Raw genomic sequence first — 23174 nt, forward strand, 5'->3', positions numbered from 1 at the left:
CTCGGATGTCAGTGTACGAGAAGGCAAAGCTGCTTGAGGATCACGCTTCACGCATCGCGGATGGTGAGGATTCACAGCGGCAGGCCACTCGTGTATCAAGCCGGTTGCTGGAACTCCGCTCTCAGCTCAACCAGCTTCGCTCGCAGCTGGCCGTCACACAGGCCCTACAGTCCCGCGGCGCGGGACTCAACATCGACTTGTCCGGCATCGATGACGGCAGAGCTGGATTCGAACGCAGTCTGGGACCCAGCGGACTCCCCTCCAACCAGGTGTTCAACACGGCGAAGAAGAAGACACAGGCAGTTACCGATCGTCTCGCGGAAGAGAATCAATCCGCTTGGTCAGCCTGGACTGAGCAACTCCTCGCGGACCTGCCCCTTGCGCGAATCTCGATGCTCGTCGAACTCGAAACGGAGAAGCAGGCTTCCAAGCGACAACTTGAACTGGAGCGAATCGCCAGGGGCAAGGCTTCTAAAGAAGCCATCACCACATTCGCGACCACGTACGCCGGCCTAGCGGAACTCCTTCAAGACACTCAAGACCCGCCGGAAGCACTCGGCGACCTGCTAAATCGGCTACGCGAGCAACCTGGCCTGACGCTAAGCGACGTCACAGACGAAGAGATCGCACTCCTTCGCGAATGCCGGATGGACGCCCACATCACCCTGAAGAGGAAGGGTTCGTGAACCAGAGCATAGTAGGCCGGAAGTTCGCCAACGAACTCCTGAACCAACTTGAAGACCTTGAGTTGCCCCTCCTCATGTGGGGCATGACGGAAGGTGCACTCTCAGAGGATGACGTCCTCAACTGCATCGAGCAGTTCCTCGACGAATGCGACAATCCGCCAGTACTATCAGCCGTCGAGATCCTCCGCGAGCTGCAGGGCCGCGCGCTGCTCTTCAAGGTGCCCTGGCCTAGCGACGGATCAATCCGCTACCGCACTCGTTTTGCCGAAGCTCTGCGCTTGACCGCCGGACTGCGTCAACTCTTCCGCCCTCGCGGAGACTGGGCAGACGACACCCCCAACGGGTGGTGGCGGCAAGGGAAGCGACTCGTTGCTGACTACCGCCTACACGTTCGCTATCGCCGTTACCCTGATCGAGATATTCCAGGCTCCCAAGCACTCAAGGAGTTGCGTACCCTTCCCGGTTGGGGCGATCTCCAAGGCCGCGTTGCCCAGGACCAACTGGGCGGCAAGAAGCTCGCCCGTTTTCAGTTGGAGGCAACGCAAGCCGTCTTCTCCTCACTCCAGGGCCAAAACCGTTCTAAGGGCATCATCGTCAGCGCCGGCACCGGTAGCGGCAAGACGCTGTCCTTCTACCTGCCCGCCTTCGCAGCCATAGCGGAGCACGCGACCAACAGGGTCCAGAACAGGATCCACACTCTGGCTCTGTATCCGCGAACTGAGTTGTTGCGGGATCAGTTGCGCGATGCGATCGTCAATGCTCGCAGCGTTCAGAGCGCGCTCGTCAGCCAGGGGAAGAGGCCTCTGCGTCTCGGCGCACTCTACGGAGGCACCCCGAATCACGCCGACGACTGGCGACTTCAGCCCGGACGAGGTTCCGGCCGTTGGGCACGCGTAGGGGACGGCGCCGTGTGTCCCTTCCTTCCCTGTCCCAGCCCTGAGTGTGAAGACGGCGAGTTGATTTGGTCCGATAGGGACCGCGCTGAACGCGTTGAACGCCTCATATGCCGACGCTGCGGGGACGAAATCCCGGACGGCCAACTCGCCCTGACTCGCGAGTCCTTGAAGAAGAACCCGCCGCACCTGTTGTTCACCACTACGGAGATGCTGAACAACTGCAGCGCCGACGGCTACCTCGATAGCCTCCTGGGCTGGCGCGGGGGAAGCGTGCCGTCCCTGATGCTCCTCGATGAGGTGCACACCTACTCGGGAGTGCACGGGGCGCAGGTCGCCTACCTCCTACGCAGATGGAGGGACGCAGTAGGCAAACCCGTAACTTTCGTGGGCCTCAGCGCCACACTGCGCGACGCGAACCAGTTCTTCGCACAGTTGGTCGGCCTGCGCGAGAGTGACGTGGACTCCATTGCACCCGAAGATGCCACCATGGTGCGGGAAGGCCGCGAGTACGCGCTCGCGCTGCGAGGCGACCCAGTCTCGGGAGCCAGTCTCCTGTCCACGTCGATCCAGACTGCGATGCTCTGGGGCCGCGTACTCGACAACGGTGACGACGCCTTCCTCTACGGCTCGACCGGGTTCCTATTCACGGATGCCCTGGACGTCACCAACCGCTTCTACAAGTACCTCCGCGACGCCGAGGGCGACCAGGACCACCGCGGGCGCACGAATCGCCGGGGTGACGTGTTGGCCGGGTTGCGGTCACGTGCGCGCCCTGAGCCCGGGCCTCGCTACCTCGAGGGACAGAACTGGGAGCTCGTCGAGCGGATCGGACATGAACTCGACCCCGATCTCCGCATGCATCCCTTGATCATCGGGCGAACCTCATCGCAGGACGCGGGGGTTAACCGCAATGCGAACCTCACGATTGCTACGGCGTCGTTGGAGGTGGGCTTCAACGATCCCCGGGTTGGTCTCGTCCTTCAGCACAAGGCACCGCGGAATGCTGCTTCGTTCATCCAGCGCCGCGGCCGCGCTGGCCGAGAGCGCGGAACTCGGCCGCTGACCATCGTGACCTTGTCGGACTACGGTCGCGACCGCCTGGCCTACCAGGGCTACGAAACGCTCTTTGCTCCGGAGGTCGCTGCTACGACCCTGCCGCTCAAGAACCGGTACGTCCTCAAGATCCAGGGAGCCCAGTCTCTTCTTGACTGGGCCGGGCGCAGGATGCGTGCCCAGGTCGGGCGCGGCGACGTGCGGAAGCTCCTGACGACCCCGGATGACCCGAAAATCTTGTCCGAGTACGAGAACGAGCGCCTCGGACTGATCAAAATCCTGCATCAACTGCTGACCGAGGAGCGTGTCCAGGACGAGTTTGCACGGCACCTCGTCAAGGCGTTGAAGATCAGCGTTGACGACGCACAGGCCGTGTTGTGGGAACAGCCTCGCTCCCTCCTCCTGGCCGTCGTGCCCACGGCTCTTCGCCGGCTTCGCTCCCGTTGGGAACCTCTTGTAAACGACCCCGGCATGGGCAAGAAGGCCATGCTCCCCGAGTTCATCACCCGGACCCTGTTCGAGCCGCTGAACCTTCCTGAGGTCGATCTGGAACTCCCCTTCGACAACGGGGACGGATCCATCGAGCACATGCCCATCGGTAAGGCATTGACTGAAGCCGTGCCGGGACGGGTCAGCCGGCGCTTCGGGTACCTGGACGACACTCACCGCACGTGGCTCCCCATCCCCGACGACGACGGCAATGTGCTCAACCTGAGGGAAATCGTCACCGAGGGCAGGCTGGAGGGCACCTGGCAGCCTCATGGACATGATGGCGCCAACCTCGAAGTCGTCCGCCCCTTGAGCCTGGCGCTTTCCCAACCCGATCCCGACATCGTGGACCAGTCCCACGGCCAGCCGCAGTGGGGCACCGAGATCGTCGTGGAGGACGACGCGCCCCTCAGTGAGGGCACCGTGCCAAAGCCGTCCCCCTGGCAACGTCGCATTGACACGGTCAGCTTTGCGACCCACGCGGCCGGCAACCCTGTACAAGTGCGCCGCATGACGTTCGGCGCTGAGTGCAACGTCCGCCGGGAACGGCAGAACAGTCAAGCCCGCACTGTTCGATACGAACTCCGGGGACGACCGGCCGCACTCGGATTCGCCTTGGGCGTCGATGCCATCCGTTTCGCACTCAAGCCGCTCAACCTCGACGATCCAGCTGTCAGGGAGTACCTCACCACGCCTCAGTGGCGCTCTCTGGCCTTCTTGCACACGGTTCAGGATGATCCGGCCTTGGCCGAGATCTCCGACAGCTTCCAGAGGGAGCGCCTGGCCCAGATCTATCTGACCGCGTTCGCTCTGGCCGGACTCGACGGGAACCGCACGAACGCTGACGTCCGTGTGCTGCTGAAGAACGGTTCCTGGACTCACGATCTCTCCAAGATCTTCCAAGTGCTCTACCGTGACTCCGACGTGACTGAGCAGGAGGTCGACGGTGATCGACTCGTGTCAGAGTTGATCAAGCTTGTCGCCAACGGCACGGTCATCACAGCTCTGGACAGGGCAGCAGAGCTGCTGGTAGCAGAGGACATCTCAGCCGAGACCAGCCCGCTCGCGCGGCGCACATACCGCGACACGATGGCAGCTGCGATTCTCGCTGCTGCTCAACGCGCGTGCCCGAACGCACAGGACGGCGATCTCATCGTTGACACACTTCCCGGTGAGGGAGAGGACTCGCTCACCGAGGTGTGGCTCAGCGAAACGTCCGTGGGTGGGTTGGGGATCGTCGAGCAGTTGGTCGACTTCTACTCGAAGGATCCCCGGCAATTCTGGGGGCTTGTGACGAGCAGCCTCGCGCCAAGCGAATACGAGTACGTCGACGCCACGCTGACCCGGTTCCTCCGGCATGTCATCGACGAACCCAGCGGAACAGCTGCCCAGGCAATGGCGACACTCCGGGCCGGCAGTTCCGCCAAAGAAGCCGAGGACGCTCTGGACGTCCTTCGCGAGGCGTGGGCACGGCTCGACGGCCCGCCTCGGCATGCAGCTGTTGCTGCCCTGTCCACGCGACTTCTGCGCCCGGGGTCTGGACCCGATACTGACGTCACCGCTCTCGTCCTTGTTGACGCATGGACGGAGGTGGAGCAACGTCTCCGGGTCGAGGTCGACGCTCGCGTAATCGCATACGCCGTAGGATCCGGCAAGCTCCAGTTGGAAGGCGCCCGGTCCCTGACCGCAGACCAGGTCTTCAGTCTTCTGTGGCCCCGTGGCCACCAGGCCCGCACTCAAGACCTGAAGCACTACCAGCCATACGCCGACGGCCCCGTCCTCGAGCGTCTGCTGGTCCAAGCCGCACACGATGACCGTATACCGGTGATCGACGTCACCAAGCCCACCTGGGATAACGCCTACCGGCAGCAATTGACCGCGACCTCGGCTGTCGAGCTGGTCTGCCCAGCGGGAGACGCAACTCTGATGGCTCAAGCCTTGAAGCAGGTTCCGGTCACGCCCATCGACCGGGATGTGCTGCGCGTCTACGGAGAAGTCTGCGGCGTGGTCCGCCACCAGAACGAGATTCGAGTCAGGGTCGAATTGAGGGAGGCAGCCCAGTGAAATCCCAGGAACGAACCCTCCGCACTGGGCGGCACACCGCGATTCGCGTTGACACCATGCTGTCCGCCGCGCTGATTGCGGAGTTCATCGCACCCAGCGACCACCTGTGGTTGGTGTCCGCATGGATCACCGACGTCCAGGTCCTCGACAACAGCCACGGCGCCTACGACGCACTCTTTGGAGACACCCCTCCCGTGGGGTGCCGACTCTCAGACGCCGTGGCCCGCATTGCCCATGGTGGCGCACAGGTACACGTCGTGACCCGCGATGATCCCCACAACGAGGACTTTCTACGCCGCCTGATGAAGGCGGCATCAGGAAGGAAGCTTCACATCGTCCGTGACCCGGATATCCACGAGAAGACGCTGTGCGGGAATGACTGGATGCTGAGTGGATCGATGAACTTCACGATCCGAGGCATGGCCCGGAACGACGAAAAGATCACTTACCGGGCAGGCAGCGACGCTGCCGCTCAAGCACGCATTGACCTGGCCGAGCGGTGGGGGAACGGAGAATGAACCAGACCACGTCCTGGACCATTGATCGTATCCAGGCGTTCCTGCACAGGTTTTTCGGCGAGGGCAACGACGCGTGGCCCAAGATGGACCCCAAGCACGCGTGGACAGCGCGCACCGAGCCCTTCGTCAAGATCGCGCTGGGCGATAACGACGCGCCCATCGTTCTCCCTCGTTGGGTCGCCGAAAACCAGTCGTACTCGATGTACGCCATCGCACGTGACCCAGCAGATGCCGGCAAGACAGCTGAACTCATTGAGGCATTTGCCGGGCCTACGTACATTTACTGCAACATGGAGCGCGGTGGCCTTCGTCCAACCCTCCTCGACCGGGACGATCCCGTGGAACGCGCCGTCATCGACCTGGCCGGCGAACGTTCCACTTTCCGGCTGTCAACCGGGGAGAGCGACAAGTATCGGCAGGGCCTGACTGATGCTCTGCTACTGATGCAGCAGACCTACCTGAGGCGTCCGCCAAGGCTGTGGCGCGTAGTAAAGCCAGTCGGGCGTCTCATCGCCGAGTTCGACGCGGCTCTCGCGGCCGGCGGCGAAGCTGCGTCGCTTGACCTCCTTGAGCAACTCGCTGCCGCGGGCGGGCTTACTGCGACGAATCTCGCGCATCTCAAGCTCAAGAGACTTGACCGTCTCGGAGCGAGTACCAAGGTGCTGTGGTTCCCGGCACTCCAGGACGTGGCCCGGCAAGATCCTCCTGCGCCGGTGAAGGCAGCAATCCTGAACGCCGTGTACACCGTTGCTCTGGAGGAGCCACTCGCGGCTCGGAATCTGGAGGCGGCCAAGTCCAACCTCATCACCCACGGCAGGGCCGTCCCCGAGCTGCTCGCAGGCGACCCGCGGTCGTATGGACCGCAGGCCATGACAGTGCTCCTTCTGGCTTGCGTGATCCTCAAGAACGCAGAGGCCGCACGCCGGTTCGTGGCGGCTGCTGAGGACCTTGACCAAACACCCGAGATCCCCACGCTTGTGTTGAACGAGGCCAATGCGCTCATTGCGCAGACTTCGGACGACCTTGATGCCTCCACAGTCGCGCAACCCGAGGAGTCGGCAGACACGGCCACTCCGATCAACGACTGGCCAGCCCTGTTCTTCGCGCTCGCCGAGGGCGACAGCGCGGCGAAGGACGCGCTGGATGAGGAACAGTGGACCCTGTGGCCCACTCCTGCAGAGCACGATGGGACCCTCGCCGAGTTCCTGGACGGGTTGAGCGACGGTGCCGCGCGAGAACTATGGCGCGCAGTAGGCTCGTTCATCGATGCCGTGGGCTACGACGACCCCGCACCCGAATGCGCCCACGCATTCATCCGCAACGCAGTGCTTTTCAACCGCTACAGCCCTGGCGACTTGGCGGCCTTGCAGGCGCTGATGGAGATCGCACTTCGCGCTGCTCCCTGTGCCGAGCAGTACGCGGAGATCCTCAGGGACATTGGTTCGGATACGGATCGGTGGGTTGCTCCCGAACGGGCCTCGGTTGTCTTGGACTTCGTCGACCGCTTGTTCCTTGCAGCGTGCCCTGATCCTGAGGCCCGCACGAGCCTGTGCTCGCAACTGCTCGGGCCTCTGTCTGCACACAGCCGCCGCCTCACTGAGGCAGACCTTGCCTTCGCGCGCCGTCTCTCTGAAGACCTAGGCATCAGCTTCTCCTGGGATGCTCCTGCTGGCGAAGACGGCAAGGAGAGCACGCCCGTCGAGATCCCCTCGGCGACACTGCTGCTCTACTCACTGGACGAGGCAGTGCTCACCCGATGCCAGGAGGAACTGAAGCGGCTCGCTCCCGCTGTGAAGGTCTTGACTGCTTACGACCACGTAGGCACGCCGCAGTTGCGGCAGAAGGCCCGTACTGCGAATGTGATCGTTTTGGCCACGCGCTGCGCCAAGCACGCGGCCACCGGCTTCATTGATCAGAACAAGACGACAAAGCACGTCGGATATGCGAACGGGAGTGGCTCCGCATCACTCCTCCGCGCTGCGGTCGATGCGCTCCGCCTCGCAGCAGCAGAGTCCTAACAGAACGGCGGCCGCCCAGGACCGGGCGGCCGCCGCAGCAAGGCGCGAGCTATGGGCTATGCGCTGACTCGGGCTTGCAGATAGCTGCTGAGCAACCGTACGTCCTTGGACGTATTCTGCAGGCTGTTCCAGTTGAGCTGATGGTCATCTCCGAAGTTCCATTTCCCCGAGGTCCAGGCCACGTGCTCTTCCAGCCCACGCAGAATGGCACGAACGTCATCCCAATCGACCTTGTCGACCGGGACATCCGCAGTGAGCCGGTCCATGACGAAGCCCATCGCCTGGATGCCCACCCCATGGGTCAGCCTGGACTCCTTCGGGGGCTTCCCCCACGCGTCGCGGAAGATGCTTGCCACTGGCGTCCAGAAGGCCAGCAGGTGGGCCAGCATCCGCTCTTCGTCCCCGGTGCCGTCGGTGGCGTTGCGGTATTGGTACAAGGCGCCCTCGTAGATGCTGTGCTCCAGCATCTTCAGAACGCTGTTGTCCTTGATGTCTCCGGTCGGGGATGTGGGACTGCTGATCCTTCCGCTGAAGGGACCGTCCCCCATATTCAGGTGGACCATGAGCCTCGCGGCGAGTGCCCTGCGCGCGAGAGAGCGCGGCAGCTGGCCAGTGGTCTCGGGCAGGAGCTCGTACACGAGTCCCTTGGGAAGCGGCTTGGTGGAGTTGACCAGGATGAACTGCGACCGCTGCTCTTCCTGCCCAGATGCGATGAAGCCCACGGCGGCGACAGGGAACTCAGCGAGGTCAGCGTCCCTGATGGCGGCGCTGCGCTGCTGTCCGTCCACGAGCCAGGCCGGCTTCTCGTCGTCGGCCAGTGACTCGTCGACCGGGATGATCAGCTCGCCCGGGATGGAGTACTTCACATCGCCGCCGCGGACCGCTGGTTCGAACCTCACCCGCTCGTCGAACGCGAGGACCACGGCGTTAGGGAGCATTGCTCCCTCGGACTCGAGGTAGCGGCGGATTGAGCGGATGTGGCTGAGGACCTCGGGCCGCTGGTACCCCTGCAACCGCTTCTGGTCATCACGGCGGATGCGCGATACGGCGGCGAAGTCATGCAGTTTCTTGCCGTCGACGGCGAAGCAGTAGATCTCCTTGGTGCCTTGGAGGATCTTGAGGGCGGGTAGCTTCAGCTCGTAGCGGTCGGCCACATCATCTCCTGTTGGGTTACTTTGGGTGTTATGCGCGTTCTGGGTGATTATGTGAACGACAGCTTGCGCATCTTTGCTTCGAGTACCGTCATGTTATGGAATCCGCGGCGCTTGTTACGCTCGGACCCACGGAATATGACCATCTCGATCTTGTGTTCCCGGCAGAGGTCGCATGTGCAGTGCTTCCATGGCCTGTCAGCCAGCGTGGCGCCGTATCGCTTCAGTTGGTTGTCCAACTGCTTCAGCTTCTTGGCATCACCGAGGAGCACCTGGTAGCGGCGCAAGGCATCCAAGACCTCTGAGGCATCCACCAAATCCTTGTCGTAATCACGTAGCAGTTGAAGGCACTCTCGCTCGGCCTTGATTGCTTCGGATTGGGATACGACGCCGGCCAGGATCAGTCGCTTGAGAGCTGGATTTCCGTCGACCTGCGGAACGCGAATCGCCGTGTAGGCCGTGTCTGCGGTGTGATAGTTGTTGCGTTCATCCATAAAGGCCTGACGGAAAGCAGAAGTGCTATCGAAGCTTTCTACGTGGAATTTCGCGAATTCTTCCATGCTGTCGACGCGAGTGATTCCGAGGAGGTGGAAGTCAACTCCTTCGGCGCGAACTTGTGCAATCCTCTTCAGGCACGCCACGATCTCGGGCGTCTTCAGTGGGACCATGCCGCCTAGGGCGATCCGCTTGTAGCCCATTTTCTGAAGTCGGGCAACGCTGTCGGCGTAGCTGTCCGGGCTCCAGCCCTGTGCTGCGCCGACCGGTTCGAGCTTGTCGTCTTCTTCGAGGATCTTGGAATTGCGTGATCTGACAGCAGCGATGAATTCTTCAGCCAACTCCAGCGAGATCTCACGTCGCTTTACCCATGCAGGGTTTGCATCCTCTTCGGCGAGTTCGGGATCATATCCGAAGATCACGTGGTCGATGCTGATTCCGGAGTTGAACTTGCAGCCGATATAGAAGTCGAGTACCTGATCAACCGTATAGGGTGGGCGCTCTTCGTCGATGTAGTTGAAGGCTCCGCAGTCTCCCAGGCTGCTCATCGTCATGGGAAGCCGGAAGAAATTCCGCACACCAAGCCGGTAGAGACGTTCACGCTGCGGTGCGCTGTACTTGCCCGCCCCCTTGACGGACCCGTCGACAATGGCCTTGCTGACCAGGATGCCGTCATAAGGTGCCGGCTTCACAGCCTGATGGGCGTAGAAATCGTCCCGTTGCCGGACGCGAAAAGGAGAATACTCGTCATTGAGGAAGTCATAACTCGGACTGACCTGGTCCTGGCTGTCCGGAAAGTAGAACCTCACGCTGCGCCCATCCTTGCCTTCTGGTAAACGCGAATCAGGTAATTTGACAGGATGTTGATGTGCTTTGTGATGTTCTCCAATTCGTTCCAGTTGTAGTTAATCTCTGGCCAGCGCCCCTTGGTCCAGCGGCAGTAGGGTTCGACCAGGGCCAATTCGGCCATGACCTTGCTGTAGGCCTCGTCCGAGTTGATGTCTACTTCAAACATCACTCGCTCCATGACGCGATCCATGAGCTGTCCCATTGACCGAATGCCGACGCCGTGCATCAATCGGCTCTTATTGGGAGAGATTCCCCAGGCGTCAGGAAAGGTGTCCCGCACGGCCGTCCAGTAGACGACGAGGATCTTGCGAATAGTGCTCGTATCGATGGTTCCGCTGGACAAGTCTTTGTATGGGAAGAGCACCCCAGAAGGCGACAATGACGCGGTGATCGCCTGAAGCAGGCTGTTGTCCTTAACGACAGTCTCAGATTTCCTGCTAGCTGTCGTCGACGCTTGTTTGATAAGGCCCTTAAAGGGTGAGTCGGCATCCTGGCTTAGTGCATTCACCAAGATCGCCGGAAGCTTTCGAGATGAGAGCTTGGTAGGAAGCTGAGTGTTCACTTCCGGCAGGAGTTCGGAGACCAGGTCGCTGGGAAGTGGCGACACTGTATTTACCCGCAAAAATTGCTCGCGCTGGACATGCAGATCTTCGGAAACGAAGCCTGCCACTGTGATAGGCAACTTGGCATTCCGGGTACGCGCAAGAGCCAGGCTCCGCTGCTGGCCATCAACGATCAGAGCCGGACGTGGAGCTTCCCGTGACTCTGGCAGTGGGATCTCAAGCATCCCGATGGTTGCAAGGCCGTCGCTCGGGTTCGGGCCGCGGCTTCCTCTGAAACGTACTGAGGATGGAAGTGCGAGGATGAGTCCGTTCGGAAACAGCACCTCGTCCCCGTCCAGATACTCCAAGATCTGCTTTACGTGCTGCTTCTTCTCGGGGCGCTGGTAGCCGAGGAGCTTTCCGGCCTCATCGCGTGAGATCCGCGCAACGTCGGCTACGAGGTCGACTTCTCCGGCTTCCAAGGCAAAAAGGTACAAGGGGATGTCGGGGTGCTGATTGATCCGCAGAGCTCTGCGTGTGATGAGGTTCTCGGTCACTGATCCCCCATGGTTCGCTTGAACAAGGTGGCAAACCTGCTCTGTTCACATGCTCGGCCGCTGTCGCGCAAGATCCGCAACAGCCGCGTCCGTGAGACGCCCGGTTGAGCCCCCAGCTCCTGCCTGATGAAGGCGATGACCTCTGCATCGGTCATGGGCTGACGGTTGAGTTGTTCCGGTTTCGGTACAGCCGACGCCCATCCGTGCCAGGCGGAACTGGTGGTCTCAGAGGTCAGCCGACTGTCTTCGCAGTGCTGGAGCCAGGAAGCGGCCATGCGGACATTGAGGCTCGTGAGGGTTCCGCCGAGCGCGAGTCGCAGCCGTGCATCGGAGGCGACTCTTCGGATGCCGGGGATCTCTTCGACACCGCCTACCAGCAGCGCCTCGCTCGCAACGGCACCTAGAGCTCGGAGTTCGGCTTCCATGGCCTTCGCGTAGACCTCGGACAGAACCATCAAGATTGGACCGCTTTTTCCGAGTTCCTGCAATGTTGTGCGACTTTGTCCCTCTTGTAGGTGCTTCCACCACTGGGCGCTTCCATCCGCAGAGGTGGCTACCGAGTCAGCGTGTCGCGTGCTGAATGTCGCCGCGTATGCCGGGGCCGGCTCGGATGCTGGCCGAAGGCCGAGGCCGGCGGACGCGACCCATAGCCGTGCGTCGAAACCAGCCTTGGCGGCCGTAGCGATGAGGCGACGCGACTGTGTCCAGTGGTCGCCGCAGTAGAGCCTGTCGAGTGGAGTGGTAGCGGAGGCGTCCGCGACGCGCCCCTTCCAGGTGGTCGAGCGTTCCTCCACGGTCCCAACTGGCAGTGACCTTGCGTGCAGTGAGGCTTCCGGCGCTACAGCCTTACGGTCCGTACATGTGACCACAAGTGAAAGTTGCCTCACGCGGCTCGGCTCCCGACGCTCATAACTACCAGTCTGTTGTCGTTACTCTACCTGCCACTTTTCGCGTAGGCTGCCGCAGTACACACGGAGCTAACTAGGAGCAGGCATGGCGGAGCGTCCCGCGATCGTTCTACTGAGTGGCGGACTGGACTCAACGACCGTTCTGGCGATCGCCAAGGACCAGGGCTACGCGCCGTACGCGCTGAGCTTCCGCTACGGGCAGCGGCACAGCGTGGAGCTTGAGGCCGCGAAGCGCGTGGCTGAGGCGCAAGGGGTCGCTCGGCACGTCATCGCGGACATCGACCTGCGAGTTTTCGGCGGATCCGCGCTCACGTCGGACATCGACGTTCCGAAGCACGAGTCTCTGGACGACACCGGGGACAAAGACACCGGCAGCAGCGTTCCCGTTACGTACGTCCCGGCACGCAACACGATCTTCCTCTCCTTCGCCCTCGCCTATGCGGAGACGGTTGGGGCGAGCGACATCTTCACCGGAGTGACCGCGGTCGACTACAGCGGCTACCCGGACTGCCGCCCCGAGTACATGGAGGCCTACGAGCGCATGGCCAACTTGGCCACCCGCGCCGGGGTCGAGGGCACGCAGAGTCTCAAGCTCCACTCGCCGCTCATCGCCATGTCGAAGGCCGACATCGTCCGTGAGGGCCTGCGCCTCGGCGTGGACTACTCCCTCACCTCCTCTTGCTACGACCCGGACGAGCAGGGGCGGGCATGCGGACATTGCGAGACCTGCCTGCTCCGCCTCAAGGGCTTCGCTGAGGCCGGCGTCACCGACCCCGTGCAGTACCAGGGCGCGTGAGAATGACCTACCTGGTCAAGGAGATCTTCTACACCCTGCAAGGTGAAGGGAGTCACGCAGGCCGTCCAGCCGTCTTCTGCCGCTTCTCCCGGTGCAATCTGTGGACGGGCCTGGAGAAGGATCGTCACCGTGCGATCTGCCAGTTCTGCGACACAGATTTCGTCGGAACCGACGGGGAAGGTGGCGGCCGGTTCCGGACCCCGGACGACCTCGCTCAAGCCGTCGAGCAGGCATGGCCGTCGTCGTCGAGGGGCCACCGCTTCGTGGTGTGCACCGGCGGCGAACCGCTCCTACAACTCGACGAAGCGGCGATCGACGCCCTGCACGCCCGCGGCTTCGAGGTGGCCGTCGAGACGAACGGCACCCGCGTACCGCCGAACGGCATCGACTGGCTCTGCGTCAGTCCCAAGATCGGCTCCGAACTCGTCGTGACCCGCGGAGACGAACTGAAACTGGTCTACCCCCAACTGGGCGGCGACCCCCGTCAGTTCGAGCACCTGGATTTCCGGTACTTCCGGCTCCAGCCCATGGACGGCCCGGACGTTGAAGCCAACACCAGGGCGACTGTCGACTACTGCATGAAGAACCCGCGCTGGATCCTCTCTCTCCAGACGCACAAGTATCTGGGAATTCAGTAATGGAAATCTTCCGCGAGTTCACCTTCGAAGCTGCACATCGCTTGCCCAACGTGCCCGAGGGCCACAAGTGCGCGCGCCTGCACGGCCACTCCTACAAGGTCATCGTCCATGTCGAGGCTCCCGTCGACCCCGAGTCGGGCTGGGTCATGGACTTCGGCGACCTCAAGAAGGCCTTCAAGCCCCTCGAAGCGCAGCTCGATCATTACTACCTCAACGACATTGAGGGCCTGGAGAACCCGACGAGCGAGGTCCTCGCCCGCTGGATCTGGGAGCGGCTGAAGCCGACCCTGCCCGACCTCTCCGCGCTCACCGTCCGCGAGACGTGCACGTCCGGCTGCACCTATCGGGGCGAGTGAGCGATGCACGATATCCAAAACGAGACCGACACCCGCGGCATCGAGATCGACGAGGTCGGCATCAGCGGCCTGCGCTACCCGCTGTACTTCGAAGACGGCCACCTTCGCCAGGAGGGCATCGCCGAGATCGAAGTGACCGTACGGCTCCAGCATGACCGCCGTGGCACCCACATGAGCCGCATGGTGGCTCTCGCCCACGAGTCCCTTCGCCGGTTCGATCCGCGAAAGCTGCCGCACGTGCTGAAAGTCGGTGCGGACCTCCTGGATGCACCGGCGCTCGCGGTGTCGGTAGCCGTCCCGTTGAGCACGACCGTGGTCGCGCCAGCGACTGGCGCCGAGTCGTACCAGGTTCACGATGTCCGGTTCGACGGCCGCTGGGACGACGGAGACACGACGGTGATCACGTCGGTTACCACCGAGGTCACCAGTCTGTGCCCGTGCTCGAAAGCGATCTCTGACTACGGCGCCCACAACCAGCGCAGCCGCGTCACGCTGTCCGTGACAGGGCACGGAGACACTCCCTATCCCTTTGGGGTGCAGCAGGCCGTTCGACTCTTGGAACGGTGTGCGTCCGCTCCCGTCGTGCCCTTGGTGAAGCGTCCGGATGAACGTGCGCTGACGATGCAGGCGTACGACCACCCTGTGTTCGTCGAAGACATTGCCCGTGAAGTCAGCCACGTCTGCCGCGAGCGGGGTCTTCGTCACTCGGTGAGGGTCCGCAATCTGGAAAGCATCCATAGCCACGACGCTGTCGCATGCGTCGCCGGGTGAGGGAGCATTGGGCAGAAGCCACTGCCGCATAGTTCTACTCAGATCGGGTGGTTTGCCTCGACAGAGCAGTGGATGATGTGGTCCATGCACTCGCATCCATTGCTGGACGTTGAAGTCGTTGATCTGTTGGAGCCGTACCTGGAAGAAGGCCGGGTCAAGGTCCACGGTCAGCGACCAGGGGATGCGGCCGAACGGCTCGACAAACAGCATGAGGAATCCGGGGGCAGGGGGCCATCAACGTCCCGTGCTGGGTACCTGTTTCTCGGCGCATCGCCTACGTCAGTTATCGGCTCAGCGGTGCCTGAAAGCTGCAGCCGGGATTAAGCCTCTGGCGACCAGCTGACGGCAGAGGTCCACCTGGTCTCCGGAGAAGGCGTCGACGCCGATGGCAACGGGCGCGAGGGTGCGCCTCCTCCTCGCTATCGGGCTCGCAGTGCCCCAGTTCGGCAACCGTACGCTCAGCCGGTGGCTCCGCCGCCACGTGGGCGGTATCGAAGAGCTCCAGCCCTAAGGTGTGATCTCCACTGCCGCACCCGTCGGTCACCCGCAGCTGCCTTGCATACGGCAAGACTCTTGCGCTCCAGATCGTCCACGATGCATAAGCCCGGCCTTGTCCGACCCCGTCGCCACCACGGAGCGTAAGTACATCCCAGCAATAATTGCATGCGCATACACTCGGGGAATGATCATGCGGCCTGCGGGAACCTCAACATCAATTAGCTCTGTTACGCCTGGTCAAGGGATCTCGTGAACGTCCCACTGCACTGCACATGAGCGAGGGCTCCGACCGTGAGGTCGGGGCCCTCGGTCGTTGTGTGGGGTATGTCTCGCGGGCGCGGAAGGTCCGCAGGTCACCGCCGTGCCCACGGCTGCGGGCGTCGCCCGGACGGTCGTCTCCGCTCGCCGACACAACGGGGCGAGCCTAGCGTCGTACTAAAATTTCCGGCTTGTTACCGAGTCGACGGGCCCGCCGGCCCCCCGGAGCCTTCCGGGAACGAGACGCGAGGACCCGATGGCAGCCATAGACGAGGACAGCGTTCTCGGCCTGCTCGACGAGGAGATCCGCGAGCACCTCGGCGACACGGCCCGCTTCTCCGGCGGCCCCGCCGCCTCCCCGCGCACGCTCGTCGACGTGTTCGACGCGTCCGTTCGGGCCTACCCGGACGAGCTGGCCCTGGACGACGGGGTCGCCCCGCTGACCTACCGCGCGCTGGCCGTCGAGGTGGAGCGGCTGCGGCGCGGGCTGGCCGCCGCCGGGGTCGGGCTCGGGGACCGGGTCGGGGTCAGGGTGCCGTCCGGCACGAACGATCTGTACGTGGCGATCCTGGCCGTGCTGGCCGCAGGGGCCGCCTACGTCCCCGTCGACGCCGAGGACCCCGACGAGCGGGCCGAGCTGGTGTTCGGGGAGGCGCGGGTGCGGGCCGTCGTCGGCGCCGGCCACGAGCTGACCGTGCACGAGGCGACCCTGCGCGAGGCGGCCGTGGACGAGGCGACCGACGGACGTTCCGGCGTCCCGGCCGCCCGGCCCGGCGTCGAGCACGACGCGTGGATCATCTTCACGTCCGGCTCCACCGGGAGGCCGAAGGGCGTCGCCGTCAGTCACCGCAGCGCCGCCGCGTTCGTGGACGCCGAGGCCGCGCTGTTCCTCGTCGAGGAGCCGATCGGGCCCGGCGACCGGGTCATGGCGGGCCTGTCGGTCGCCTTCGACGCGTCCTGCGAGGAGATGTGGCTGGCCTGGCGGTACGGCGCGTGCCTGGTGCCGGTGCCGCGCGCGCAGGTCAGGAGCGGCGCGGACCTCGGGCCGTGGCTGGTGGAGCAGGAGATCACCGTCGTCTCGACGGTGCCGACGCTGGCGGCCCTGTGGGAGCCGGACACCCTCAACGACGTACGGCTGCTGATCTTCGGCGGTGAGGCCTGTCCGCCGGAGCTGGCGCAGCGGCTGGTGACGGAGGGGCGCGAGGTCTGGAACACGTACGGGCCGACCGAGGCGACCGTCGTGGCCTGCGCCGCGCTGATGAGCGGGCAGGAGCCGATCCGGATCGGGCTGCCGCTCACGGGCTGGGAGCTGGCCGTCGTGGACGAGGCCGGCGAGCCCGTGCCGATGGGCGGCAGCGGCCAGCTGGTCATCGGCGGGGTCGGGCTGGCGCGGTATCTCGACGCCGAGAAGGACGCCGAGAAGTACGCGCCGCTGACGTCACTGGGCTGGGAGCGGGCGTACCGGAGCGGGGACCTGGTGCGCGCCGATCCCGAGGGGCTCGTCTTCCTCGGCCGGGCCGACGAGCAGATCAAGCTCGGCGGGCGGCGCATCGAGCTGGGCGAGGTCGACGCGGCGCTCCAGGCGCTGCCCGGGGTCGCGGGTGCCGCGGCGGCCGTGCGCACCGCCCGCGGCGGCAACCAGCTCCTCGTCGGCTATGTCGTCACCCAGGACGGCTGGGACCAGGCCACGGCGGTGGAGAAGCTGCGCGCCGAGCTGCCCGCCACGCTCGTCCCGCTGCTCGCGCCGGTCGCCGAGCTGCCCACCCGTACCTCCGGCAAGGTCGACCGCGACGCCCTGCCGTGGCCCCTGAAGGGCGTGGAGACTCCCGCGGCCCAGCTCTACGGCACGCAGGCGTGGCTCGCCGAGCAGTGGACGGAGGTGCTGGGCATCCCGGTCGCCGGGGCCGACGACGACTTCTTCGCGATCGGCGGCGGCAGCCTGGCCGCCGCCCAGCTCACCACCCGGCTGCGCGCCCGCTACCCGAGCGCGGCCGTCCTCGACGTCTATCAGCAGCCCGTGCTGCGCAAGCTGGCCCGCCGGCTGGAGGAGTCCGCGCAGGACGACGGCGCGCGCCGCACGGTCGACCCGGTGCCCAGGCGCGCGCAGGCGATCCAGCTGTTCCTGCTCCTCCCCCTGTTCACCGTGCTGGGCCTGCGCTGGACGGTCGTGCTGGCCGCGCTCGGCAACGTGCTGCCCCGGTACGGCTGGCTGCCGGCCGCGCCCTGGTGGCTGGTGATCGCCGGCGCGCTCCTGTTCTTCAGCCCGCCCGGACGGCTCGCCCTGGGCGCGGGCGGCGCGCGGCTGCTGCTGCGCGGTGTGCGGCCGGGGCGTCATCCGCGCGGCGGGAGCGTGCATCTGCGGCTGTGGACCGCCGAGCGGCTGGCCGAGGTCAGCGGGGCGACCTCGCTGACCGGCTCCTGGCTGGAGCGGTACGCGCGCGCCCTGGGCGCGCGGATCGGGCCGGACGTCGATCTGCACGCGTTGCCGCCGGTCACCGGCATGCTGAAGCTGGGCCGGGGCGCGGCCGTCGAGTCCGAGGTGGACCTGTCCGGCTGGTGGCTGGACGGCGACCGGCTGGTGATCGGCCCGGTGAAGGTCGGCGCGCACGCGGTCGTCGGCACGCGCAGCATGCTCTTCCCCGGCGCGCGGGTCGGCAAGCGGGCCGAGGTGGCGCCGGGCTCGGCGGTCGCCGGGCAGGTCCCGACCGGTCAGCGCTGGGCGGGCGCGCCCGCGGTCAAGCTGGGCCGGGCCAAGCGCAACTGGCCGAAGGAACGGCCGCACCGGGGCGCGGTGTGGCGGGCGGTGTACGGGGTGACGGGCGTCGCGCTGAGTCTGCTGCCGGTGCCGGCGGCGGGGGCCGCGTTCGCCGTGGCGTACGCCCTGGTCACGCCGGACGCGCCGCTGCGCGGGGCGGCGCTGGCCCTGGTGCCGGCGACGCTGGCGTACGGGCTGGCGTACGCGCTGGTGCTCCTGCTCGCCGTACGCCTGCTGAGCGTGGGGCTGCGGGAGGGGACGTATCCGACGCACGGGCGGGTGGGCTGGCAGGCCTGGACGGTCACCCAGCTGATGGACCGCTCCCGGGAGACGCTGTTCCCGCTGTATGCGGGGCTGGCCACGCCGGTGTGGCTGCGGCTGCTGGGGATGCGGATCGGCAGGGGCGCGGAGGTGTCGACCGTGCTGGCGCTGCCGAGCCTGACGACGGTCGGCGAGGGCGCGTTCCTCGCCGACGACACGCTGACCGCTCCGTACGAGCTGGGCGGCGGCTGGATGCGGATCGGGCGCGCGGAGATCGGGCGGCGGGCGTTCCTCGGGAACTCGGGGATGACCGCGCCGGGGCGGAGCGTGCCGGACGGCGGGCTGGTCGGGGTGCTGTCGGCGACGCCGAAGAAGGCCAAGAAGGGCAGCTCGTATCTGGGGCTGCCGCCGGTGCGGCTGCCGCGGGCCGCCGCGGACGGGGACGACAGCCGGACGTACGAGCCGCCGGCGCGGCTGCTGTGGGCGCGCGCGCTGGTGGAGCTGTGCCGGATCGTGCCGGTGTTCTGCTCGGCGGGGCTCGCGGTGCTGACGGCGGCGGCGCTGTGCGCGCTGGGGCCGTGGGCGGCGTTGCTGTCGGGGGCGGTGCTGCTGGGTGCGGGCGGTGCGGCGGCGGTGCTGTCGATCGGCGCGAAGTGGCTGCTCGTGGGGCGGCACCGCAGCGGGGAGCATCCGCTGTGGAGCGGGTTCGTGTGGCGCAACGAGCTGGCGGACACGTTCGTCGAGGTGGTGGCCGTGCCGTGGCTGGCCGGCTCGGCGCCGGGCACGCCGGTGATGACGGCGTGGCTGCGCGGGCTCGGGGCGCGGATCGGCCGGGGCGTGTGGGTGGAGAGCTACTGGCTGCCGGAGACGGACCTGGTCACGCTGGAGGACGGGGCGACGGTCAACCGGGGCTGTGTGCTCCAGACTCACCTCTTCCACGACCGGATCTTGCGGACGGATACTGTGGTCCTCCGTGAGGGCGCCACGCTGGGCCCTGGCGGGATCGTGCTGCCCGGCAGCACGGTGGGGGCCCGGACGACCCTGGGTCCCGCGTCGCTGGTGATGGCCGCGGAGTCCGTTCCGGACGACACCCGCTGGCTCGGCAACCCGATCGAGGCATGGCGTCCCTGAGCGCCGGTCGGCCGGACCCGGACGGCGGCGCACCGGCGGGGAGTGGCGGCACGGCGCAGGGAGCGGACGCGGCAGTGGCAGTACAGCAGTCAGGGGGATCGGACCCCTACTTCCCGGCGAACGGGGATTCCCGTTACCGGGTGCACCGCTACGAGCTCGCGCTGGACTACCGGCCCGGCCCCAACCGGCTGTCCGGGACGGCCCGGATCTTCGCCATCGCGGGGCGGGCGCCGCTGACCGAGTTCCAGTTGAACCTGGCCGGCTTCCGGATCGGCCGGGTGCGGGTGGACGGCCGGCAGCCGCACTACACGCACCGCGGCGGACGGCTGCGGGTGCGTCCCGCCAAGCCGCCGCGCGCCGGGGCCGCCTTCACCGTGGAGGTGCACTGGTCCGGCAATCCCGGGCCGGTCAACAGCCCCTGGGGCGGTTTGGGTTGGGAGGAGCTGGCGGACGGCGCGCTGGTGGCGAGCCAGCCGGTCGGGGCGCCCTCCTGGTATCCGTGCAACGACCGGCCCGCCGACAAGGCGTCGTACCTGATCTCCGTGACGACGCCGTCGGCGTACGCGGTGGTGGCGGGCGGGCGGCTGCTGACGCGGACGACGAAGGCGTCGACGACGACCTGGGTGTACGAGCAGTCCGCGCCGACGTCGAGCTATCTGGTCGGGCTGGCGATCGGCAAGTACCAGACGGTGCTGCTGGGCGACCCGGGGCCGGGCGGGGTGCCGCAGCACGGGCACATCCCGGCGCAGTTGCTGCCCCGGTTCTCGCGGGACTTCGCGCGGCAGCCCGCGATGATGGACCTGTTCCAGGAGCTGTTCGGGCCGTACCCGTTCGACGAGTACGCGGTGGTGGTGACGGAGGAGGAGCTCGACGTCCCCGTGGAGGCGCAGGGGTTGTCGCTGTTCGGCGCCAACCACGTGGACGGGGCGCGGGGTTCGGAGCGGCTCGTGGCGCACGAGCTGGCGCACCAGTGGTTCGGCAACAGCGTGTCGATCGCCGACTGGCGGCACATCTGGCTCAACGAGGGGTTCGCGAAGTACGCGGAGTGGCTGTGGTCGGAGCGGTCGGGCGGCCGTACCGCGCAGCAACACGCCGCCGTGGCGCACCGGTTGCTGTCCTCGCTCCCGCAGGACCTGCTGCTGGCCGACCCCGGCCGCAAGTCGATGTTCGACGACCGTCTCTACGAGCGCGGCGGCCTCGCGGTGCACGCGGTGCGCTGCGCGCTGGGCGACGACGCGTTCTTCCGCATGCTGCGGAGCTGGGCGCGGCTGCACCGCGGCGGCGCGGTGACCACGACGACGTTCACGGCCCACGCGAGCCGCTTCGCGGCGGAACCGCTGGACGAACTGTTCGAGGCATGGGTGCACGGGACGGCACTGCCGGCACTGCCGAGGGCGGGGGCGTAGGCAGGGGGGCGAGGGCCGGGGCGGGGGCGGCGAAGGCCGGGGCGGGGGCGTCGGCGCGGGCCTGACCGAAGGGCGGCGAGGACCGGGGCGCAGGCAGGGAGCGAGGCGAGGGCCGTGGGCGGGGGCCGCCCGCGCTGTTCGGGTGGGCGTGGGGGCCGGGGGGCGGGCGAGCGGCACAATGGGGGGCATGTCTCGACGTAGTGCGCGCTCCGGGCGGTCGGTCCGGTCGGTTCCGGCGGCGGTGGGCCCCGCCGGTTGTCCCTGTGGTTCGGCCGAGGGGTACGGGGCCTGCTGTGGTCGCTACCACTGCGGCGGGGCCGCCGCGCCGACCGCCGAGGTGTTGATGCGGTCGCGGTACAGCGCCTTCGTTAAGGGCGACGCGGCCTATCTGCTGCGGACCTGGCATCCGCGGACCCGGCCCGGGCGGCTCGACCTTGATCCCGGGACGCGGTGGACCGGTCTGGAGATCCTCGCCACGGCCGACGGCTCCGCGTTCCACTCGACCGGGGTCGTGGAGTTCCGGGCGACCTACCGGGGCGGCGCGCTGCACGAGCGGAGCCGGTTCGAGCGGGTGGACGGGGCGTGGGTGTACGTGGACGGAGAGTTCCCCGGCCCGGAGTGACCTCCGAGGGGCGGCGGAGTGATCCCCTAGGGGCCGGCGTCGGCTAGGGGGCGAGGATGTCCAGTTCCTGGAGCGCGCCCGCGGTGATCTCCCGGGTCAGTTCCTCCGCGCGGGCCGCGTCGCCCTCGCGGACCGCCTCGGCCAGCTTGACGTGGAGGGTGACGGCCGCCGGATCGGGGTCGTGGAACATGACCTCGTGCTGGGTGCGTCCGGTGAGGACCTCCGCGACGACGTCGCCGAGGCGGGCGAACATCTCGTTGCCGGAGGCCGCGAGGATCACCCGGTGGAAGGCCACGTCGTGGAAGAGGTAGCCCTCCAGGCGGTGGCCGCGTGAGTTGGCGACCATGCCGAGCGCGCACTCGGTCAGCTCGGCGCACTGCTCCGCCGTGGCGTGCTGCGCGGCCAGGCCCGCCGCGACCGGCTCGATCGCCGAGCGCAGCACGGTGAGCGAGCGCAGCTGGTGGGGGCGGTCGGCGCCGGCCAGCCGCCAGCGGATGACCTGCGGGTCGTAGACGTTCCACTCCGCCTTGGGGCGGACCGTGACGCCCACGCGGCGGCGGGACTCGACCAGGTGCATGGACTCCAGCACGCGGACCGCCTCGCGCATCACGGAGCGGGAGACCTCGAAGCGCTGGGCCAGTTCATCGGTGCGCAGGACGCTTCCCGGCGGATACTCGCCCGCCGTGATCGCGGGGCCGAGGGTGTCCAGTACTTGGCCGTGCAGACCCCGGCCCGGAGTGGTCATGCACTCAGCGTACGGGGTGGATCAAGGACTCAAAAAGTCAGACTTATATGTCACAGACTCTTGAATTCGTCGTACCTAATGCGTTTCAGTGTCGTCGACATCAGGTGTCGAGGAAGACAGCGAGGCAGGCAGAGATGCGCACCCCCCACGTCGTCGTGGTGATGGGCGTCGCCGGCACGGGCAAGACCACGATCGGTCCGCTGCTCGCGGCCCGGCTGGGCGCCCCGTACGCCGAGGGCGACGACTTCCACCCACCCGCCAACATCGCGAAGATGTCGGCCGGCACCCCGCTCGACGACGACGACAGGTGGCCGTGGCTGGACGCCATCGGCGTCTGGGCGCACGGGCGGGCCGGACTGGGCGGGGTGGTCAGCTGCTCCGCGCTCAAGCGGTCCTACCGCGACCGGCTCCGGGCGGCGGCGCCCGACGTGGTGTTCGTGCATCTCGCCGGCGACCGGACCCTGATCGAGGACCGGATGTCGCACCGGCAGGGGCACTTCATGCCGACCGCGCTGCTCGACTCCCAGTTCGCCACGCTCCAGCCGCTCGACGCGGACGAGGCCGGGGTCGCGGTCGACGTCTCCGGCACGCCCGAGGAGATCACCGAGCGGGCCGCGCAGGCGCTCGGGAAGCTTCCCGACGCCGGTTAGCGGCCCCCCTGACGCTCCCGGAGACCCCGGACTCCCTGGAGCACCCGGACTCCCCGGCACA

The 23174-nt window shown here is 66.4% G+C and carries 17 protein-coding genes; 12 read left to right on the top strand and 5 right to left on the bottom strand.

Annotated features, from left to right (window positions below):
* Positions 1-5 precede the first annotated feature (5 nt).
* The 4 genes from ACFYX4_RS20500 to dpdD are packed head-to-tail and all read left to right on the top strand — an operon-like array spanning position 6 to position 7724.
* A complete protein-coding gene (locus ACFYX4_RS20500; protein ID WP_389334835.1) occupies positions 6-686 on the top strand; it encodes a hypothetical protein in 681 nt (226 codons plus the stop codon).
* Entirely contained in the window at positions 683-5188 is a 4506-nt protein-coding gene (dpdJ, locus tag ACFYX4_RS20505) for a protein DpdJ (protein WP_389334838.1), read from the top strand. Before ACFYX4_RS20500 ends, dpdJ begins: the two co-directional genes overlap by 4 nt.
* A complete protein-coding gene (gene dpdK / locus ACFYX4_RS20510; RefSeq protein WP_275120966.1) occupies positions 5185-5706 on the top strand; it encodes a phospholipase D-like domain-containing protein DpdK in 522 nt (173 codons plus the stop codon). Before dpdJ ends, dpdK begins: the two co-directional genes overlap by 4 nt.
* Positions 5703-7724 (top strand): protein DpdD, encoded by a 2022-nt coding sequence (gene dpdD / locus ACFYX4_RS20515; protein WP_389334841.1) that lies wholly within the window; start codon positions 5703-5705, stop codon positions 7722-7724. The genes dpdK and dpdD overlap by 4 nt, the downstream gene beginning before the upstream one ends.
* A gap of 56 nt (positions 7725-7780) precedes the next feature.
* Here dpdD and dbpB (ACFYX4_RS20520) read toward each other — a convergent pair whose 3' ends face one another.
* Genes dbpB (ACFYX4_RS20520) through ACFYX4_RS20535 form a run of 4 tightly spaced genes read right to left on the bottom strand, consistent with a single transcriptional unit; the run spans position 7781 to position 11743 of the window.
* Entirely contained in the window at positions 7781-8878 is a 1098-nt protein-coding gene (dbpB, locus tag ACFYX4_RS20520; RefSeq protein WP_359568372.1) for a DGQHR domain-containing protein DpdB, read from the bottom strand.
* Between the two features lie 47 nt (positions 8879-8925).
* Positions 8926-10179 (bottom strand): tRNA-guanine transglycosylase DpdA, encoded by a 1254-nt coding sequence (gene dpdA, locus ACFYX4_RS20525; RefSeq protein WP_389334844.1) that lies wholly within the window; start codon positions 10177-10179, stop codon positions 8926-8928.
* Positions 10176-11318, bottom strand: coding sequence for a DGQHR domain-containing protein DpdB (gene dbpB / locus ACFYX4_RS20530; protein WP_389334847.1), 1143 nt, complete (start codon positions 11316-11318; stop codon positions 10176-10178). The genes dpdA and dbpB (ACFYX4_RS20530) overlap by 4 nt, the downstream gene beginning before the upstream one ends.
* The gene (locus ACFYX4_RS20535; protein WP_389334850.1) at positions 11315-11743 is read right to left on the bottom strand and encodes a hypothetical protein; all 429 of its coding nucleotides are present in this window, start codon (positions 11741-11743) and stop codon (positions 11315-11317) included. The genes dbpB (ACFYX4_RS20530) and ACFYX4_RS20535 overlap by 4 nt, the downstream gene beginning before the upstream one ends.
* Before the next feature lie 568 nt (positions 11744-12311).
* Between ACFYX4_RS20535 and queC the strand changes: the two genes are divergently transcribed.
* The 7 genes from queC to ACFYX4_RS20570 all read left to right on the top strand — a co-directional run bounded on the left by queC (position 12312) and on the right by ACFYX4_RS20570 (position 21718).
* Positions 12312-13022 (top strand): 7-cyano-7-deazaguanine synthase QueC, encoded by a 711-nt coding sequence (queC, locus tag ACFYX4_RS20540; protein WP_389334853.1) that lies wholly within the window; start codon positions 12312-12314, stop codon positions 13020-13022.
* A gap of 2 nt (positions 13023-13024) precedes the next feature.
* Positions 13025-13660 (top strand): 7-carboxy-7-deazaguanine synthase, encoded by a 636-nt coding sequence (gene queE / locus ACFYX4_RS20545; protein ID WP_389334856.1) that lies wholly within the window; start codon positions 13025-13027, stop codon positions 13658-13660.
* Positions 13660-14016, top strand: a complete 357-nt coding sequence (gene queD / locus ACFYX4_RS20550; protein WP_030951629.1) for a 6-carboxytetrahydropterin synthase QueD — start codon at positions 13660-13662, stop codon at positions 14014-14016. The genes queE and queD overlap by 1 nt, the downstream gene beginning before the upstream one ends.
* Before the next feature lie 3 nt (positions 14017-14019).
* On the top strand, positions 14020-14787 hold the full coding sequence (locus tag ACFYX4_RS20555; RefSeq protein WP_389334860.1) for a GTP cyclohydrolase I FolE2: 768 nt from the start codon (positions 14020-14022) through the stop codon (positions 14785-14787).
* A 1012-nt stretch (positions 14788-15799) separates the two neighbouring features.
* A complete protein-coding gene (locus ACFYX4_RS20560) occupies positions 15800-19690 on the top strand; it encodes a Pls/PosA family non-ribosomal peptide synthetase (protein ID WP_389334863.1) in 3891 nt (1296 codons plus the stop codon).
* Between the two features lie 74 nt (positions 19691-19764).
* Complete coding sequence (locus ACFYX4_RS20565) at positions 19765-21096, top strand: M1 family metallopeptidase (protein WP_389334866.1); 1332 nt, start codon at positions 19765-19767, stop codon at positions 21094-21096.
* 187 nt (positions 21097-21283) lie between these two features.
* Positions 21284-21718, top strand: a complete 435-nt coding sequence (locus ACFYX4_RS20570) for a YchJ family protein (RefSeq protein WP_389334869.1) — start codon at positions 21284-21286, stop codon at positions 21716-21718.
* Between the two features lie 43 nt (positions 21719-21761).
* Here ACFYX4_RS20570 and ACFYX4_RS20575 read toward each other — a convergent pair whose 3' ends face one another.
* Positions 21762-22463, bottom strand: coding sequence for a FadR/GntR family transcriptional regulator (locus ACFYX4_RS20575; protein ID WP_389334872.1), 702 nt, complete (start codon positions 22461-22463; stop codon positions 21762-21764).
* Positions 22464-22597: 134 nt separating this feature from the next.
* On the opposite strand from ACFYX4_RS20575, the gene ACFYX4_RS20580 reads away from it, so the two are divergent.
* A complete protein-coding gene (locus tag ACFYX4_RS20580) occupies positions 22598-23113 on the top strand; it encodes a gluconokinase (RefSeq protein WP_389334875.1) in 516 nt (171 codons plus the stop codon).
* The last annotated feature ends 61 nt before the right edge of the window (positions 23114-23174 follow it).

The sequence above is a fragment of the Streptomyces sp. NPDC002328 genome, assembly GCF_042890065.1.
GTDB lineage: Bacteria > Actinomycetota > Actinomycetes > Streptomycetales > Streptomycetaceae > Streptomyces.

Bases quoted from the DNA above. Each gene is read 5' to 3' on its own strand.
- ACFYX4_RS20500 (WP_389334835.1), top strand. From the start codon at position 6: ATGTCAGTGTACGAGAAGGCAAAGCTGCTTGAGGATCACGCTTCACGC.
- queC (WP_389334853.1), top strand. From the start codon at position 12,312: ATGGCGGAGCGTCCCGCGATCGTTCTACTGAGTGGCGGACTGGACTCA.
- ACFYX4_RS20575 (WP_389334872.1), bottom strand. From the start codon at position 22,463: ATGACCACTCCGGGCCGGGGTCTGCACGGCCAAGTACTGGACACCCTC.
- ACFYX4_RS20555 (WP_389334860.1), top strand. From the start codon at position 14,020: ATGCACGATATCCAAAACGAGACCGACACCCGCGGCATCGAGATCGAC.
- ACFYX4_RS20570 (WP_389334869.1), top strand. From the start codon at position 21,284: ATGTCTCGACGTAGTGCGCGCTCCGGGCGGTCGGTCCGGTCGGTTCCG.
- queE (WP_389334856.1), top strand. From the start codon at position 13,025: ATGACCTACCTGGTCAAGGAGATCTTCTACACCCTGCAAGGTGAAGGG.
- queD (WP_030951629.1), top strand. From the start codon at position 13,660: ATGGAAATCTTCCGCGAGTTCACCTTCGAAGCTGCACATCGCTTGCCC.
- ACFYX4_RS20580 (WP_389334875.1), top strand. From the start codon at position 22,598: ATGCGCACCCCCCACGTCGTCGTGGTGATGGGCGTCGCCGGCACGGGC.
- ACFYX4_RS20535 (WP_389334850.1), bottom strand. From the start codon at position 11,743: ATGGAAGCCGAACTCCGAGCTCTAGGTGCCGTTGCGAGCGAGGCGCTG.
- ACFYX4_RS20560 (WP_389334863.1), top strand. From the start codon at position 15,800: ATGGCAGCCATAGACGAGGACAGCGTTCTCGGCCTGCTCGACGAGGAG.
- dpdD (WP_389334841.1), top strand. From the start codon at position 5,703: ATGAACCAGACCACGTCCTGGACCATTGATCGTATCCAGGCGTTCCTG.